Source organism: Pedobacter nutrimenti (assembly GCF_003208655.1).
In the GTDB taxonomy this organism is placed as follows: Bacteria; Bacteroidota; Bacteroidia; order Sphingobacteriales; family Sphingobacteriaceae; genus Pedobacter; species Pedobacter nutrimenti.
Genome location: NZ_QKLU01000001.1, coordinates 1,014,325 through 1,030,334, shown reverse-complemented (window position 1 = coordinate 1,030,334; position 16,010 = coordinate 1,014,325). Strand labels below are relative to the sequence as shown.

Below are 16,010 nucleotides of genomic sequence, written 5' to 3'. Positions count from 1 at the left end.
TTAGTATAAATTTGTGGACTGCTTATTTCTTTGCAGATTTTTGACATGGATTTTAAACCGGATGTATCCTATGGTGAGGTTAAAGCACCAAACGAAGATTTTATCGCTGCTGCGGGGAAACAGGTCATGCGGTTTTATCCGGGGGAGACCCCCTGGCACCGGAACTGGAAAAAAGCTTTTCCTGCACCTTACAGGGAAGTGAGTTTTACAGACCCTGCCGCTGGTGAATTGCACCGGGCAGATGTACATACACCTTGCGGAACAACCATTGAGTTTCAAAACTCTCCAATTGCAATTGCGGAACTCCGGAGCAGGGAAGCCTTTTATTCAAAACTGGTCTGGGTGTTGAACGGGAAAAAATTTAAGGGGTTCCGGGTACTGAAAAATTTACCGGATGTAGATGACCCAAAACTTGCTGAATATGATTTTTGTCATACAGACCATTTGAGCATGATCCGAAAAAACGATTTTAGGATCAAAGGAAATGGGGCAAAGGTGCTGAATTTTCATCACCCGGAATTGAAAAGACTGGCCCTTAGCTCTTGTTATTATTCTTTTTGCTGGAAACACCCGCACCGGGTCTGGTATGAAGCCAGGTTTCCCATTATCGTAGATTTAGGCGGACATTTCCTGTACCAGCTCAAACACCGCAGACAAATTTCCGGGGATTATTCTTACCTGCATATGATTTCCAGAAAGTCTTTTTTGGAGCAGTTTGGGCTAGGAAAATGATTTTCTGGCTTATGATTTTGATTTTTGAAATTCCTTGGGCGTAATGGCCATGTGTTTTTTAAAGAAACGGTTAAAATAAGCATCTGTTTCAAAACCAAGTTCCCAGGCTACTTCTTTGGCCCTTAGATCAGACCAGTACAGTAACCTTTTTGCTTCTGCAATTAAGCGCTCATCTATCAGTTGTTTGGGACTTCGGCCAGTGTACATCCGAATCACCTCAGTGAGTTTATCGGTACCCACCTGAAGCGCGCTGGCGTAATAATTAACCTGATGGTACATTTTAAAATGCGTTTTTAAAACACTTTTAAAACGAAGGTACAGTTCCTTTTTTTTGTGGTCGTAGGGGGCAGGTTCAGAAAACTCCGAAAATTTTAAAGTTAAAATCAGAATGATGTCCAGCAGACTGCTGATGATGCGGATGTCCTGCCGGCTGCCTTTTTCCTGTTCCTTGAAAATCAATTGGATATAGGTGTCCAGTTCCTGCAGCTGGCAGGCAGAGAGCTGAACAACAGGCTGGGAAAAAACCGAATCAATACATTGGGCCGATTTCATATGTCCCCTGTGCAAAAAGTCGGGAGAGAAGCAGATGTAAATAATTTTACAATCTTTGGTAGAGGCATGCGTATGGACCTGGTCTACATCGAGCAGCAGGATCGCAGGTGCTTCTGTTTTGCTCCATTTCAGGTCCGCAGAGTGTTCTGTGCTGCCTTCATATAAAAAACTTAAACAATAGTAGTCGTGCGTATGAGGCCCGTGATACATGGAATAAAGGTCTAAACCCGCATCGGCAGATTTGATCATAAACAGGTCCTGACCAGTTTGGGAAATTTGCAGTTGATACCTTGGTATTTGACTATCCATACAGATAACGCTTGTGCGGCTCAAATTTAGCTTCTTCGGCAGCACTGAATATCATGTGATTGTGTTTTTTTAAGGCAATGTTCATTTTATTCCAGGAGCTCAGTACAATAATGGCATTGATCAGTTCCAGGCTGTAACTCTTTCCAAAGCGTTCTTTCACTTGCTGGTATAAGGCGGCAGAAATTGTTGTATAGGTGTTTTGAACCAGTTCCCCGATCAGGGAAACCAGGAGTGCTCTTTCTGAGGATTTTGATGCCCTTGTTGGTACAGGAGGCCTTTCTCCACTCTGGAAGATGGCCGTTTTAATCCATTCTGCATGCACATGCTCAATTGTGCTGTGTAAAAAGTACTGGGTGCTAAAAAGCACCAGCGTGTTTTGAAGTTGTACTTCTGCGGCGGAGGAAAAATTATCTTTTGAAGTCATTACGTTTATGTTTAAGGGGAAGATGTTCGCCCCAGGTCCTTACCTTTCGGGCGATGTCAGGACAAAATTAAGGTTGGCCTTATGGAATAAATTACATTTTTGCGGGTAATCATTGCATTTTTAAGGGCTTTTGAGGAAATGACATTCAAATTATTTTGAATCATTATAAATAGCTTAAAGGCCTCTTTTTCCTGTTTTCCTGCAGATTAGAATTTTTCTCCATAGGAAGCTGTAGCCATTTATACCAGCCCTGAAATTAGGTTCCGGCATAATTTAATCCCTTCGGGGAATTCGTTTTAAATGTCTAATTTTAGACCCGGATTTAATTGGACAGATGACCATGGTCAATGCTTTTTTGTGGCTCAATGTGCTTGTATTTGCCTTTCTTTCGGGGCTGCACCTGTATTGGGTTTTAGGTGGGAAATGGGCCTTAACGAATGCTTTGCCCCAAAATCCGGAAAATCACCAGCCAGTAATGAACCCGGGAAAAGCCGGAACATTTTTAGTGGCTCTGGCCCTGTTGTTTTTTGCTTTGTTTACCACAGCGCTGGCATTACCTTTTACTTTTTCTGGCCGTATTTTTTCGAATACTTATGTTTTATTGGGTATTGGGATTTTGTTTTTACTCCGGGCGGCCGGAGATTTTAAATATGTGGGACTAAGCAAAAAAATTAAAACCACCTCCTTTGCCAAATGGGACAGTAAATTGTATACCCCCCTTTGCCTGTACATTGGTTTGAGCAACCTGATTTGTTTTGAATTTATTTAAAGTATAAAAATGGCACAAGAATATATTGCTGACAAGAGTTTTGAAAAACTGGATTTTACCAAAGCAGCGCTACCGCAAGGGGAATACGAAGGCTGCAGCTTTACAGGCTGCAATTTTTATGAGATGGATTTGTCGGGTTATAGTTTTTCTTCCTGTAGTTTTACAGGCTGTAACCTGAGTTTGGTCAAACTGGTTAAAACCAGATTAAGTGAGGCCAGCTTTAAAGACTGCAAGCTTTTGGGTTTAAAATTTGAGCAGTGCAATGCCTTCGGGCTTTCTTTTCACTTTGACAAATGTCTGTTGGACCATGCCTCGTTTTTTCAACTGAAATTAAAAAAGACCATTTTTAAAAACACGCAGCTAAGGGAGGTCGATTTTTCAGCTGCGGACCTGAGCCAGGCTGTCTTTGAAGAATGTGACCTCTGGATGGCTACTTTTGATCAGACGATCCTTGAAAAGACAGATTTCAGGACGGCATTTAATTATACGATTGATCCGGAACTCAACCGTCTGAAAAAGACCCGGTTCTCCCTGCCCGCAGTAACTGGTTTGCTGAGCAAATATGATATTGACATTGAAGGTCTGAACTGATTTTAGAATAGGAGGATTGCCGGATAAATGGTAAATTTAATATCGGAAATAAATTAAGCCATGGAAGATATAGAAGTGCCTACGGAGCATTTGCACGAAACCATTAAGGAGAAAACCGAAGAAGCCAGAGAGACAGAGAAGAAATGGGTGATGTCCCTGGCCATCTCAACGGCCTTAGTAGCGGTTTTGGCGGCAATAGCTGGGCTACTGGCCGGGCATCATTCTAATGAGGCCCTCATAGAACAGATACGCGCTTCGGACCAGTGGGCCTATTATCAGGCAAAAGGCATTAAAGCTGAAATCAAATCCCTTCAGATTGGTGGGGCAGACCATAGTGCAGACGTCGAAAAATATAGAAAGGAGCAAAAACAGATCCAGACGGCGGCAAGAGCTCATGAAAAATTATCTGAAGATCATTTGGAAAAACATGTGCTCCTGGCCAAATCGGTTACCTTGTTTCAGATTACCATTGCCGTTTCGGCCATTTCTATCCTGACCCGGCGCAAGTGGCTGTGGTACCTGGGACTTGTTTTTGCACTGTTTGGTGTTTTCTGCTTTATTTCGGGTCTTTTGTAGGGGGATTCGCTTTTTTAGTGGCCGTTTTTTTTGCCGCTTTAAGGTTTTCCAGATAAGTGTTTAAAACATTGATCAGGTATATATCTGGTTTGGGCATGACAATTACCGTTCCCGGCTCTTTATCCTGGGAGTGTTTAATATAATTTGCTTTTATTTTGCCCCAGTCTCTGGAATAAAGCTGTATAAATGTATCGACAAATTGCTTGTCGGTATACTTTTTTGGAAGTTTACTTAGCACAACTTCAATTTTTTCTTCTTTTCTATGTAATACTGCCATTAGGTTTTAATCTTGTCCAAAGCTACGTACAAATCTGATAGATCTGCTTAAATCCACTGATATTTAAATAAAGAGGGCATTTCGGTCGATGAGGGAACAATATCATAACAATAACTTAATATGGATCGTCCGTGTAAACCGTCTAAAAATCAGATGTTTGGTTAAACAATCCATTTAAGATCAAATGTTGTCAACGATGAATAGTATTACGCTTCCTTTTATGGGGGCAATAGATTTGAGTTATCCGGTTCTAATTATTTTTCTGATCTGCCTGCTTAGTGTTTTGGCTTTTGAGTTTGTAAATGGATTTCATGATACGGCAAATGCGGTAGCCACGGTGATTTATACAAAGGCATTAAAACCAAATATTGCCGTGCCCTGGTCAGGAATATGGAATTTTCTGGGGGTTTTTGCCGGTGGGGTGGCCGTTGCGATGGGCATTTTAAAGCTGGTTCCTTTGGATGAGCTGATGAACCTGCCCGTGCAGGTAGGCGCCTGTCTTGTGCTTGCTGTTCTTTTGTCTTCTATTATATGGAACCTTGGAACCTGGTACCTGGGGATTCCCTGTTCGAGTTCACATACCCTTATTGGTGCCCTGATCGGGGGAAGCATTGGGTTTACTTATTTTTATGGAGGCAGTGTAAACTGGGGCAAAGCAGAAGAAATAGGCCTTTCCTTGATCCTTTCTCCTATATTTGGCTTTGGTGCTTCTGTACTGCTGATGTTTTTTCTAAAAAATGTAATTAAAGCAAAACAGCTTTTTCATATTCCGCAGGGCGAGGGTGATAAACCTCCATTTTTAATCAGGATCTTACTGATTACAACCTGTACCCTGGTTAGTTTTTTTCACGGAAGTAATGACGGACAAAAAGGGGTCGGTTTGCTGATGCTCATTCTGATTACTTTTTTGCCCGCCAAATTTGCCATAGACCATTCCATTTCAAATGCGAGTATATTAAAAACCCTGGAAACCGCCGAGCTTCCGCTGGAACTATTGCTGGCTGCCAATACCAATCACCAGGCGCCCATTCTGAACGTAAAAAATCTGATCCGGCAAACCGAATCAGAAATTGGTCAGAATGCAAAGGGAAGTACAGCTGAAATTTTTAAATTTAGAAAGGATATTGAAAAGGTGAGCAAAGAGATCAAGGCATTAAGTACAAATCAGGAGCTTCAGCTTTCCCAGACCGAAAAGGAGCAGCTGGCCCTTTCTTATAAAGCCCTCAATAAAGTGACTGATTTTTCTCCGCTATGGGTTATTGCGGCCATTTCCATATCCCTTGGCCTGGGGACCATGATTGGCTGGAAACGAATTGTGGTCACCATTGGTGAAAAAATAGGTAATGAACATTTAAATTATGCGCAGGGGGCAACGGCCGAACTTGTAGGTGCAGCGACCATTGGTTTAAGTACCGGTCTGGGGCTTCCGGTGAGTACCACCCATGTACTTTCCAGTGGTATAGCAGGAGCAATGGTTGCCCAGGGCGGGGCCGGAAACCTGAACAACAAGACACTTAAAAGTATTGCCATGGCCTGGGTACTGACTTTGCCTGTTTGTATTGTATTGTCCTTGTTGTTGTTTACCCTTTTTAGATTATTTCTGTAATTAATTAAGCTCCAGATGAAAAAGATACTCGTTGCTACAGATTTTTCCAATTGCGCCAGTAATGCAATGGATTATGCCTTAGAGCTCGCCAGGATACTTCATTTAGAGGTATGTGCCATTCATGCGATACATCCTACCGAAGGCATTGACAACTCCATTTACAATGCCATTTACATTGAAAACTATTACAACTCTAAAAGGGAGGCGCTTTCCCATTGGGCCCTGGAAAGGAGCAGTAAACCCGAATACCGGGAGGTTAAAGTACAGACTTTGTGTGCTGTGGGCTTTTTGAACACGGTGATTTCCAATTATATTGAATCCAATCCGGTAGAGTTGCTGCTGATGGGCATTACCGGATCAACCGGAATTACCGGCATTGTAGGCAGCACTGCAAACATGATCGTTTCTAAACTTAAAGTGCCGACCCTGGTTATCCCTTTAGAAAGCAAACCTTTTAAAAACCCGGTCATTACCCTGGCCACCGATTTTTCGACGCAGCTTTCAGTGATAGACGTGAGTATTTTAAAAGAAGTGATTTTTGCTTTCGGATCTGAAGAACTGCATGTGCTCAATGTGATGGAAAAACCAGATATGCCGCCCGTAACCACAGGTGAAAAGGCTCTGGAAACCATTTTTAAGGACACTCACCTGGTCTTTAATTACATCAGCCACAGCAATACAACAGATGGCATTATGGACTTTATAGAAAGCAATAAAACAGATATCCTGTGTGTGGTCAAACACCATCACAATATGTTGTACAGGATCTTCAACAGGAGTACAGTGAACCAGGTCATGAACAAATCCATTAAAGCCATTTTGGTTTTACATGAATAAGGGCCGGGCCGGCTTTGCAGAATAAATTTAATGATGATGGTTTTGAATGGAAATTGCCCTTATCTTTACGCCAGGGTATTCTTTTTTAAATCCGTAAAAATATGATGTCTGAACCTCTGGCTGTACCACAAATATTCCCTTCGAATTTTGCTTTTCTGAAAGCACTTGAAGAAAACAACGATAAAGAATGGTTTACAGCGCATAAACAGGCTTATCAGCAGGAATTAGGGGATATAGAAAATTTTGCAGAGGCCCTGCTGCGAAAACTTTCTGTCCATGATGTGATAGAGACGCCTTCTGGAAAAAAGAGCCTGTACCGTATTTACAGGGATGTGCGGTTTTCCAATGATAAAACACCCTATAAAACACACTGGAGCGGTAGTTTCCGGAGGGCCACCCAGTACCGCCGGGGGGGCTATCATTTTCATCTCGGGCCGGGTAATAGCTTTATTGCCGGAGGTTTTTGGGGCCCTGAGCCTAAAGATTTAAAATTAATCAGGGATGACATTTCTTTTGATGCTGCCCCATTAAGGAACATCATCCAGAGTGAGGCTTTTGTTAAAACTTTCGGAAGTCTTAAAGGAGAACAACTCAAAACGGTACCCAAAGGTTTTGACCCGCAAAATGAAGCTGTTGATTTGCTGCGCTATAAGCAGTTCTTATTGGTCCGTCCTTTTTCAGATGAAGAGGTTTTCAGTGCTTCTTTTTTAGAACAGGCAGACCTTACTTTTCAACAGATGCGACCATTTTTTGATTACATGAGCGAAGTCCTGACTTCGGATACCAATGGCCTGACGGTATAGAATTGCAGGGACCCGAGGTAAATATGATGTTAATTTTAAGTATATTTATCTTTAGGTACTTAGCATCTTTTACATATGTCTGCTCATTCGATCCTGTCCCATTCGTCTGATATTTACGGAAACGAAATTCTTAAGATCGCCTTGTCGGTGGCCTGTGGTTGTATTCTTGGATTGGAAAGAGAAATCCGGGGGAAATCAGCAGGTTTTCGCACCCTGGCGCTGATTTGTTTTGGCTCAACGATTTTTACCCTCTGTTCTTATTTACTTGGAGTAGAAGACAACCGCGACAGGATCGCTGCGAATGTAATTACCGGTGTGGGTTTTCTGGGGGCGGGGGTTATTTTCAGGAACAACATTTCCGTTTCGGGAATTACAACAGCTGCTTCGATATGGATTGCAGCGGCGATTGGAATGTTTATTGGCATCGGCGAATACACCTTGTCAGCAATTTCACTGGTCCTTGCTTTGTTTATCCTTTATGCACTCGATTTTATCCAGTTTTGGCTTGATTTTCATTTTCAGCACCGGGATTACAGAATTGTATTGCAGGACCGCATGATCATGACGCAGGTCCAAATGGAAATAGGGATCCAGAAACTCAAGGCCATCAATGTTAAATTGCAGCGCAGTGAAGAACAGATTATTATGGAAGCTCAGGTTTCCGGTAATGGCGATCAACTGACCGAATTTAACAATTGGTTGCTGGACCAGCCCGGAGTGAGGTCCTTTAACTGGTAATACTGATTTTTTATTGTTGCGATATACAAAAACTAAAAAAAATGAGCACAATTATAGAGCGGATAGAAAAATTCAATTCGGGCCTTTTGCCAGATAAAGTTCAGTTAAAATATAAAGCGATGGCCGAAAGCCCCTTTCGTTTTTTCAGGGGTACCTGTCATCTTTTTTATCAGGATTTGGTTAAAGCCAAATCGTTTCCTTCTTCTCCTTTGGTTTGGATTTGTGGGGATTTGCACCTGGAAAATTTCGGAAGCTTCAGAGGAAACAACAGGCAGGTATATTTTGATTTGAACGATTTTGATGAATCAATGCTTTCACCTTTAAACTGGGAGCTGGCCCGGGTCCTGACCAGTATATATGTCGCTTTTGGTACGCTTAAACTAAAGAAATCAGCGGCTGTAAAAATGAGCGGGTTGTTTCTGGATAAATATATAGAAACCCTGGGCAGTGGCAAAGCGATATCCATTGATCCCAGAACAGCGGATGGCATTGTAATGGATTTTCTCAGCAGGGTGGAAAAAAGAAAAGAAAAGGAGCTGATTAAAAAGGTTGCTGATGTGGCCGGTAAAGACCTGCGCATTAAAATTGACAACCTGACCCATTTTAAACTCGAAAAAGAACTTAAAGAGGAATTGATCGGGCATCTGGGCAGCTGGATAAAAAAAACAGAATCCTGGCCAAATAAATACGTGGTCAAAGATGCCGCTTTTCGCGTTGCCGGTACTGGAAGTATAGGATTGAAACGCTATATGTTCCTTTTACAGGGCCTGAAAAATAAGAACAAGTTTTTGTTGTTGGAATTGAAGCAGGGAGTGGCTTCCTCTTTGAAGCCCTATAACAAAAATCCCCAGCCAGGTTGGAAAACTGAAGCAGAAAGGATGATCACTATAAAATACCGGATGCAAAATGTTTCCCCCGCTTTATTGAGCACCAGTCGTTTTAAAGGTGATGATTTTGTACTTCAGGAAATGCAGCCTTTTGCCGATAAAATTAATTTAGAAGTTCTTGCCCGCAATTTGAAGGATATGAAGTGTGTTCTGATGGACATGGCTGTACTGACGGCCTCGGCTCAGCTGCGAAGCAGTGGTATACAAGGATCGGTGCCCAATGGGGAGTTGATTGCCTTTGCCCGCAGAAAGGACTGGCAAAAGCCTTTACTGGACTATGCCGAGCAGTATGCTGCCCAGGTAAACCTGGATTATAAAGACTACTGCGCCGGTCTTCCCTCGCTTGTGCACTAAAGGAGGGTTTCAAAGATTTTAATTTTACATATAAAATACCATTCGGTATATTTTAATACCTACTATTGTGCACTGTTTCAGCCTAAAGAAAGGCACAGGAACAGATTGTATTTAATAGCATGTAAAATGAAAACTTCGCAAAATACCGTATTGATTACCGGCGGAAGTGCTGGAATCGGATTTGAAATGGCCAAACAATTATCTGCCAAAGGTAACCATGTGATTATTACCGGGCGCAATAAAGACAAACTGGAAAAAGCTGCCGGGAAGTTGGGGCAGGTGACGCCCATTGTTGCCGATGTTTCCCACGCGGCAGATGTAGAAGGGCTGGTGGCAAGGATCAGCAGCGACTTTAGCGGACTAAATATGATCATCAACAACGCAGGGACGGCTTTTTTGAGAAATCTTCAGACAGATAACGATACTTTTGAAAAAGCTGGCGCTGAAATGCTGACCAATTACCTTTCTGTCATCAGGTTGAATGAAAAATTACTGCCCTTATTGAAACAACAGCCGGCAGCTGCAATTGTGATGGTGTCTTCTATTGTGGCATTTGCCCCGGGGGCCAGACTGGCAACTTATGCTGCAAGTAAAGCCGCCTTGCATTCTTACAGTCAGTCTTTGAGATTGAGCCTTGAGGAAACGGGTATAAAAGTATTTGAACTGATGCCGCCTTTGGTGAATACAGAATTTTCGGCCAGCATTGACGGGCATACCGGAATTCCGGCCTTCCAGGTGGCCGATGAATTTATGGCCGCTCTGGAAAAGGATCAGTTTGAAATCCGTGTGGCTGGAACAGAACAGTTTTATCAATTGTACCTGTCTTCACCTGCCCAGGCACTAACAGTGATGAACCAGGGGAGATAATAGAGCAAGTTCCGGGTTTTGGGGCACTGCGGACTGTTTTAAATTTACCGGCAGAAAATAATGATCAATATGAACATAGAAAACAGTAATGCACAGGATGTGACAGAGATTTTTCGGCTGTATAAAATTGCCTCTGACTATCAGAAATCAAAGCAAAAGGTAGTGGTTTGGCCGGAATTTGAAAGAGAGCTCATAGAAACCGAAATTTCCCAGAATCGGCAGTGGAAACTAAGTATTGACGGAAAGACCGCCTGTATTTGGGCCACGACTTTTACAGATGAGCAGATCTGGGAAGAAAAAAATGAAGATAAGGCCCTGTATATTCACCGGATTGCAACCAACCCGGATTTCAGAGGTGAAAATTTTGTGGCCAGAATTGTTCATTGGGCAAAAGAATATGCCAGGGACCAGGGAAAAGATTATGTGCGTCTGGATACCCTGGGCGAAAATTTAAAACTGATTGAACATTACAAAAATGCTGGTTTTGATTTTCTGGGTATGTTTGATTTAAAAGACACAACAGGGCTACCAGATCATTATCATGGTGTCCCTGCTTGTCTGTTTGAAATTAAGCTGTAAGCCCTACAAATCAGCTATTCATATTTAAGGGCTTCAGAAGGATTGGATACCGCACTTTTATAGGCCTGATAACTTAGGGTCATCAGGGCAATGGCTAAAGTACCGGCGGAAGCTGCTGCAATAAGCCACCAGGAAATATTCGTGTGGTATTCAAAATTCTGAAGCCATTTGTTCATCATGTAATAAGCAAAAGGAACCGTGATGAAAATTGCAATGCAAATCAGTTTCAAAAATGACCAGGACAACAATTGCATTAAGTTTGTCACAGAAGCCCCGAGGACTTTACGGATACCAAATTCTTTGGTCCTTTGTGCTGCGCTGAAAGCAACCAGTGCATAGAGGCCCAGGCACGACACAAAAATAGCCAGACCGCCAAAAATATTGGACAATGTCCCCAACCTTTGTTCCTTTTCCATGGTCATTTCATACACTTCATTGGTGAAACGAAGTTCTACGGGATAGGAGGGATTTAATTCTTTACTGATTTTTGTAATGGTTTCTATGTTTTGGTGAAGGTTGTTTTCCGGGTTGAGGCGCATGGTAATGGTACCTGTATTTTCCTTATTGAAATAGATGAACAGAGGGGTACTGGATTTGTAAGGCGAATCCCATACGTAATCTTCAAAAACACCTATAATGGTCTTGTCCTGGCCGCCTATTTTGATGCTGGTCCCAATGGGGGTTTTGAGTTCCATGGTTTTAACTGCCGATGAACTGACAAGGACAGCAACCGAATCTGAAGCATGTTGTAGGGAGAAATCTCTTCCGCTAAGAAGTTTTAACCCATTCGTTTTGATAAAATCGTAGGTTGTGGCTACCCTGTTAAACATAATATTGCGTTGGGCAGGGGTACTTCCCGGCCATTCTGCATTTTTAAAAAAAGAATTGTGGTGGATCAGGCTTTCTGAAGACTGGCACAGACTGGTGACTGCCCCGGAGGCGAGTAACCTGGTTTTCAGTAAATCATATTTTTGGACCAGCATTCCGTCCTGCGGCATTTCAACCAATGTATTTACGTCAGAACCAAGCGGCTTATTTTTAATGTACTGTATTTGCTTATAAATCACCAGTGTGGAGATGATCAGCAGAACGGTAAAACAGAACTGGCCAATAATTAACAGTTGCCGGATGCTGATGGAAAACAAACCAGAGGCGGAGACCTTTTTTCTTAAGGCCTGGACCGGATTAAATGAAGAAAGATAAAATGCGGGATAACTGCCGGCTGCCAGCCCTGTCAACAGTACAATGCCCAACAGTGCCACCCAGTAATAGATATTAAAATACGTAATTTCCATTTTAATGTTCAGCAAACTATTGAACGAAGGCAAAAAGGCCTCTACCAGGGCAAGCGCAATGACAATGCTAAACAGGCTAAGTAAAACAGATTCTATAAGGAATTGAGCAATCAGTGACCCTCTGGTTGCGCCAATGGTCTTTTTGATGCCCACTTCCTTGCTGCGCCTTTCTGATTTTGCAGTGGCCATATTCATAAAGTTTACACAGGCGATCATTAATATTCCAAAAGCAAGACCAATAAAAAGCCAAACTTGTTCTATAGCACCGCCCACACTTTTACCGGCTTCAAATTTTCCGTGTAAATGTAATTTGCTCAAAGGAAAAAGAAACTGCGGCTGACTGAATTTGATGTCCTGATAACGTTTGACCAGGTTACTGAGTTTTTGGTTGACCAGGTTTACATCCGCGTCCGGGCGGAGCATCAGGAGCGTAATATAACTGTAGTTGCTCCAGTTTAAGTCCCTTGCATTTTCATTAACCATTTCATAAAAAGACCAGGGCATTAAAAAATCAAATTTATTGGAACTGTTTTCCGGAAGGTCCTTAATGACCCCGGTTACCGTTAAGTCCTCTTGATTCTCAAATTTTACTGACTTATTAAGGGCCTGGTTTGTTCCAAAAAGTGTTTTTGCCGTACTTTCGGTCAGGATCACTGATTTTGGTTGGGCAAGAGCTGTTTTAGGGTTACCCGCAATAAATTCATAATCGTATATTTTAAGCAAGTCAGGTTCGGCAAATTTAGCCTGTTTTTTAAAAGTGTTCTCTCCATAAGCGATGAGCCTTTTAGCCCCGTAATTCATTTTGGAAATATAACGGACTTCAGGGATGCCCTGTTTTACTACCGGTGAAAAGGCCGTTGGGGTCCCATCGAAAGTAACGGCAATTTTTCCGCTCTCATCTTTGACATTTGACATTGCGATATATACATGATCTGAATCTTTTGAATGTTTATCGAAATTCAGTTCATAGGATACATACAGCAATAACATCAGACTGGCAGCCAGTCCGATGGCGAGTCCGGTAACATTTATAAAAGAAGAAACCCTGTTCTTCAGAATATTACGCAATGCTATTTTCAGATTAAGTTTGAACATGTTATGCTTGGTTTTATTTTCTGTAAGCCGATGCGGCTCATACCAATGCTGTGCCATAATGCAAATGTATTCCAGATGTGGCGTTTTTGGATAAATTACGCATTTGTTTCTTTTGTTTCTGTGCAGTATCGAACAGTTGATGTTCAGATATGGACATTTCAGCGCTAGATTTTTACTTTTACGATGCTGCTGCAGTTTTGTTCGCATGCGAACATCCTGTTGTCCGTTAATGAACAGTTTTAGGTCGGCTGATTAAGTTTTTAGGCAATAGATGCACTTTTTTACTTTATTTTTGAGCTGGCACGTTATTCGACTTCCCAATGTAAATTCACATTTATGTTTTTAATCAATCTTAAAATTGCGCTAAGGAACCTTAGAAAAAACCTGGGTTTCTCTTTCATTAATATTGGCGGACTGGCTTTAGGGATGGCCTGTTGTTTATTGTTATTGCTGTATGTCAATTATGAGTGGAGTTATGATAAGCAGTTTAAGGATAAAGACCGGATTTATGTTTCGAGAATAAACCTGAACATTAACGGCCGGATTGCCACCACGATTGCCAATCCGGATAAACTTTCGGACGCGGCCCGGCAAAGCATCCCAGCCATTGAAAATGCGACAAGAATGGCCATGAGTGGCGAGGACAACAAGCTGTTTAGCCATGAACATCAGAATTTTAAACTGAACGCGCCTAGCGTCGATCCTTCCTTTCTTCAGGTTTTTAACTATGATTATGTTTACGGTGATGCCAAATCGGCTTTAAGCACCCCGGAGTCCGTCGTGTTAACGGAATCTACAGCGAAGAAGCTGTTCGGAAATGAAAACCCATTGGGACAGACCCTTAAATTTGACAGAAGAAAACTGCTCAAGGTGAGTGCGGTGGTCAAAGATCAGCCCAAAAACCAGAGCATACAATATGATGCTTTACTGAGCTGGTCATTCTATGAACAGGAACACCCTGAAATAAAAAACCGTGGCTGGGGAACCATCACCTGCTGGACTTTTTTTAAACTCAAAGACAAAAACCAGTTTGATGCTGCAGATGCGGCTTTACGAAAAATTATTAAATCAAATGACCCTAACACACAACTAGAGGCTTTTTTGTTCCCTCTGACTAAATTTCATCTCTATAACGATTTTTCTAATGGTAAGGTAACAGGAGGAAGAATCGACCAGGTCAGATTGTTTTTATTCCTCGCGTTTTGTGTTTTGCTGATTGCCTGCATAAACTACATGAACCTTTCTACCGCAAGGTCCGAAAAACGGGCCCGTGAAGTAGGGATACGTAAAGCATTGGGATCCAGAAGGCAAACACTGGTTGGTCAGTTTATTTTAGAATCCATGGTGATTTCGATGATGGCGGTATTGCTCGCTTTTGGACTGCTGGAACTGGCGCTGCCATACTTTAATAATTTACTGAATATTTCCATGAGCATTAGTTATGGATCTTATCAGATTTGGATGGTTTTGGCAGGGTTAATTTTACTAACAGGATTTCTGGCCGGAAGTTACCCTGCTTTTTATCTGTCTTCCTTTATACCTGTGAAGGTTTTGAAAGGTCCTATAGGCACCGGGAAATCGTCCTTGCCAGTCCGTAAAATTTTAGTGGTGTTGCAGTTCAGTTTGTCTATTTGTATGATCATCTGTGCCATTATTGTTTACACCCAAACCCAATACATGAAGAACAAGCCCCTGGGTTTTGCACCGGATAACCTTGTACAAATGGATTTGGAAGGAGAATGGAAAAAACCGGCGAAACTGGAATTGTTAAAAGATGAACTGAAAAAATCCGGTGCCATTAGCTCTTCTTCGGAATTTGCCCAGGGATTTACAAAGGATGGTTCCATTACAGGTGATTTTAGCTGGCCTGGCAAAGAAAAGAACGACAACTCTGTTATTAATTACAGAAGTATAGGTTATGAATTTAGCTCAACCATAGGTGCAGAAATTGTAAAGGGAAGGGACTTTTCTCCAAAATTCGTTGCAGATACCTCGAGCTCCATTTTGATCAACCAGGCGCTGGCAGATAAAATGGGTATAAAAGACCCGGTGGGCATACAGGTCCGATTGGGTGATAACAACCCGCCTTTAACCATTGTCGGGGTGCTGAAAAATTATTCCAATGAAAACCTGGGGCTTAAATCACCGCCTACATTCTTTTATTACAGTAAGTCGGATAATAAAACCCTGCTTTTAAGGTTAAATCCTGCTCAGAACTTAAGCGCTTCTATTAACAAGATCAAAGACATTTGTCAAAGTCTTAATCCTGAATATCCGGTTGAATTGTCCTTTGTGAATGCAGACCTATCCGGTAAACTTGAAGCAGAAAGACTTTTGAGTGTTTTGTCAAATTTCTTTGGCGGATTCGCCATTTTTATTTCCTGTCTGGGACTACTGGGGCTGGCCTTGTATATGGCCGAACAGCGCAAAAAAGAAATCAGTATCCGAAAAGTACTGGGTGCAGATCTTAAAAGTATTTTGATTTTACTGAACACGGATTTCATTAAACTCGTATTTCTTTCCAACCTCATTGCCTTCCCGGTTGCTTTTATTTTGGTGACCAACTGGTTGAAGAGTTACGATTATAAAATTTCGGTTTCTGCCATGCCTTTTGCATTGGCAGCCCTGATGTCTTTGACCATTGCTTTACTTACAGTGAGCCTGCAAAGCTTTAAAGTTGCCAAAGCGAATGCGGTGGATGCACTTAAATATGAATAAT

General features: G+C 42.0%; 16 protein-coding genes. 12 read left to right on the top strand and 4 right to left on the bottom strand.

Annotated features, from left to right (window positions below; genetic code table 11):
* Positions 1-45: 45 nt before the first annotated feature.
* Positions 46-732, top strand: a complete 687-nt coding sequence (locus B0O44_RS04360) for a competence protein CoiA family protein (protein ID WP_245943582.1) — start codon at positions 46-48, stop codon at positions 730-732.
* Positions 733-741: 9 nt separating this feature from the next.
* Here B0O44_RS04360 and B0O44_RS04355 read toward each other — a convergent pair whose 3' ends face one another.
* Both B0O44_RS04355 and B0O44_RS04350 read right to left on the bottom strand, forming a co-directional pair.
* Entirely contained in the window at positions 742-1,593 is an 852-nt protein-coding gene (locus B0O44_RS04355) for a helix-turn-helix domain-containing protein (RefSeq protein ID WP_110827439.1), read from the bottom strand.
* Positions 1,586-2,017, bottom strand: a complete 432-nt coding sequence (locus B0O44_RS04350) for a hypothetical protein (RefSeq protein WP_110827438.1) — start codon at positions 2,015-2,017, stop codon at positions 1,586-1,588. Before B0O44_RS04350 ends, B0O44_RS04355 begins: the two co-directional genes overlap by 8 nt.
* A gap of 334 nt (positions 2,018-2,351) precedes the next feature.
* On the opposite strand from B0O44_RS04350, the gene B0O44_RS04345 reads away from it, so the two are divergent.
* Genes B0O44_RS04345 through B0O44_RS04335 form a run of 3 tightly spaced genes read left to right on the top strand, consistent with a single transcriptional unit; the run spans position 2,352 to position 3,953 of the window.
* Positions 2,352-2,786, top strand: coding sequence for a DUF3995 domain-containing protein (locus tag B0O44_RS04345; protein WP_110827437.1), 435 nt, complete (start codon positions 2,352-2,354; stop codon positions 2,784-2,786).
* 9 nt (positions 2,787-2,795) lie between these two features.
* The gene (locus tag B0O44_RS04340; protein WP_110827436.1) at positions 2,796-3,377 is read left to right on the top strand and encodes a pentapeptide repeat-containing protein; all 582 of its coding nucleotides are present in this window, start codon (positions 2,796-2,798) and stop codon (positions 3,375-3,377) included.
* A 60-nt stretch (positions 3,378-3,437) separates the two neighbouring features.
* Positions 3,438-3,953 carry a DUF4337 domain-containing protein gene (locus B0O44_RS04335; protein WP_110827435.1) on the top strand — a complete coding sequence of 172 codons (516 nt, stop codon included), beginning with the start codon at positions 3,438-3,440 and terminating at the stop codon, positions 3,951-3,953.
* On the opposite strand, the gene B0O44_RS04330 is transcribed toward B0O44_RS04335, so the two are convergent.
* Positions 3,934-4,230 carry a hypothetical protein gene (locus B0O44_RS04330; RefSeq protein ID WP_110827434.1) on the bottom strand — a complete coding sequence of 99 codons (297 nt, stop codon included), beginning with the start codon at positions 4,228-4,230 and terminating at the stop codon, positions 3,934-3,936. The two genes, B0O44_RS04335 and B0O44_RS04330, sit on opposite strands and share 20 nt — an antisense overlap.
* 196 nt (positions 4,231-4,426) lie before the next feature.
* On the opposite strand from B0O44_RS04330, the gene B0O44_RS04325 reads away from it, so the two are divergent.
* From B0O44_RS04325 to B0O44_RS04295, 7 genes are all read left to right on the top strand, one after another.
* Positions 4,427-5,836 carry an inorganic phosphate transporter gene (locus tag B0O44_RS04325; protein ID WP_245943580.1) on the top strand — a complete coding sequence of 470 codons (1,410 nt, stop codon included), beginning with the start codon at positions 4,427-4,429 and terminating at the stop codon, positions 5,834-5,836.
* 15 nt (positions 5,837-5,851) lie between these two features.
* Positions 5,852-6,673, top strand: a complete 822-nt coding sequence (locus tag B0O44_RS04320; protein WP_110827432.1) for a universal stress protein — start codon at positions 5,852-5,854, stop codon at positions 6,671-6,673.
* A gap of 101 nt (positions 6,674-6,774) precedes the next feature.
* Entirely contained in the window at positions 6,775-7,476 is a 702-nt protein-coding gene (locus tag B0O44_RS04315; protein WP_211321308.1) for a DUF2461 domain-containing protein, read from the top strand.
* 75 nt (positions 7,477-7,551) lie between these two features.
* Entirely contained in the window at positions 7,552-8,214 is a 663-nt protein-coding gene (locus B0O44_RS04310) for an MgtC/SapB family protein (protein WP_110827430.1), read from the top strand.
* Between the two features lie 41 nt (positions 8,215-8,255).
* Positions 8,256-9,455: a DUF2252 domain-containing protein gene (locus B0O44_RS04305; RefSeq protein WP_110827429.1), complete on the top strand. Its 1,200-nt coding sequence runs from the start codon at positions 8,256-8,258 to the stop codon at positions 9,453-9,455.
* Between the two features lie 126 nt (positions 9,456-9,581).
* Positions 9,582-10,322 carry an SDR family oxidoreductase gene (locus tag B0O44_RS04300; protein ID WP_110827428.1) on the top strand — a complete coding sequence of 247 codons (741 nt, stop codon included), beginning with the start codon at positions 9,582-9,584 and terminating at the stop codon, positions 10,320-10,322.
* A gap of 69 nt (positions 10,323-10,391) precedes the next feature.
* Positions 10,392-10,901: a GNAT family N-acetyltransferase gene (locus B0O44_RS04295; protein WP_110827579.1), complete on the top strand. Its 510-nt coding sequence runs from the start codon at positions 10,392-10,394 to the stop codon at positions 10,899-10,901.
* A 14-nt stretch (positions 10,902-10,915) separates the two neighbouring features.
* On the opposite strand, the gene B0O44_RS04290 is transcribed toward B0O44_RS04295, so the two are convergent.
* Positions 10,916-13,291 (bottom strand): ABC transporter permease, encoded by a 2,376-nt coding sequence (locus B0O44_RS04290; protein WP_170123268.1) that lies wholly within the window; start codon positions 13,289-13,291, stop codon positions 10,916-10,918.
* A 336-nt stretch (positions 13,292-13,627) separates the two neighbouring features.
* On the opposite strand from B0O44_RS04290, the gene B0O44_RS04285 reads away from it, so the two are divergent.
* Complete coding sequence (locus B0O44_RS04285; protein ID WP_110827426.1) at positions 13,628-16,009, top strand: ABC transporter permease; 2,382 nt, start codon at positions 13,628-13,630, stop codon at positions 16,007-16,009.
* Position 16,010 lies beyond the last annotated feature (1 nt).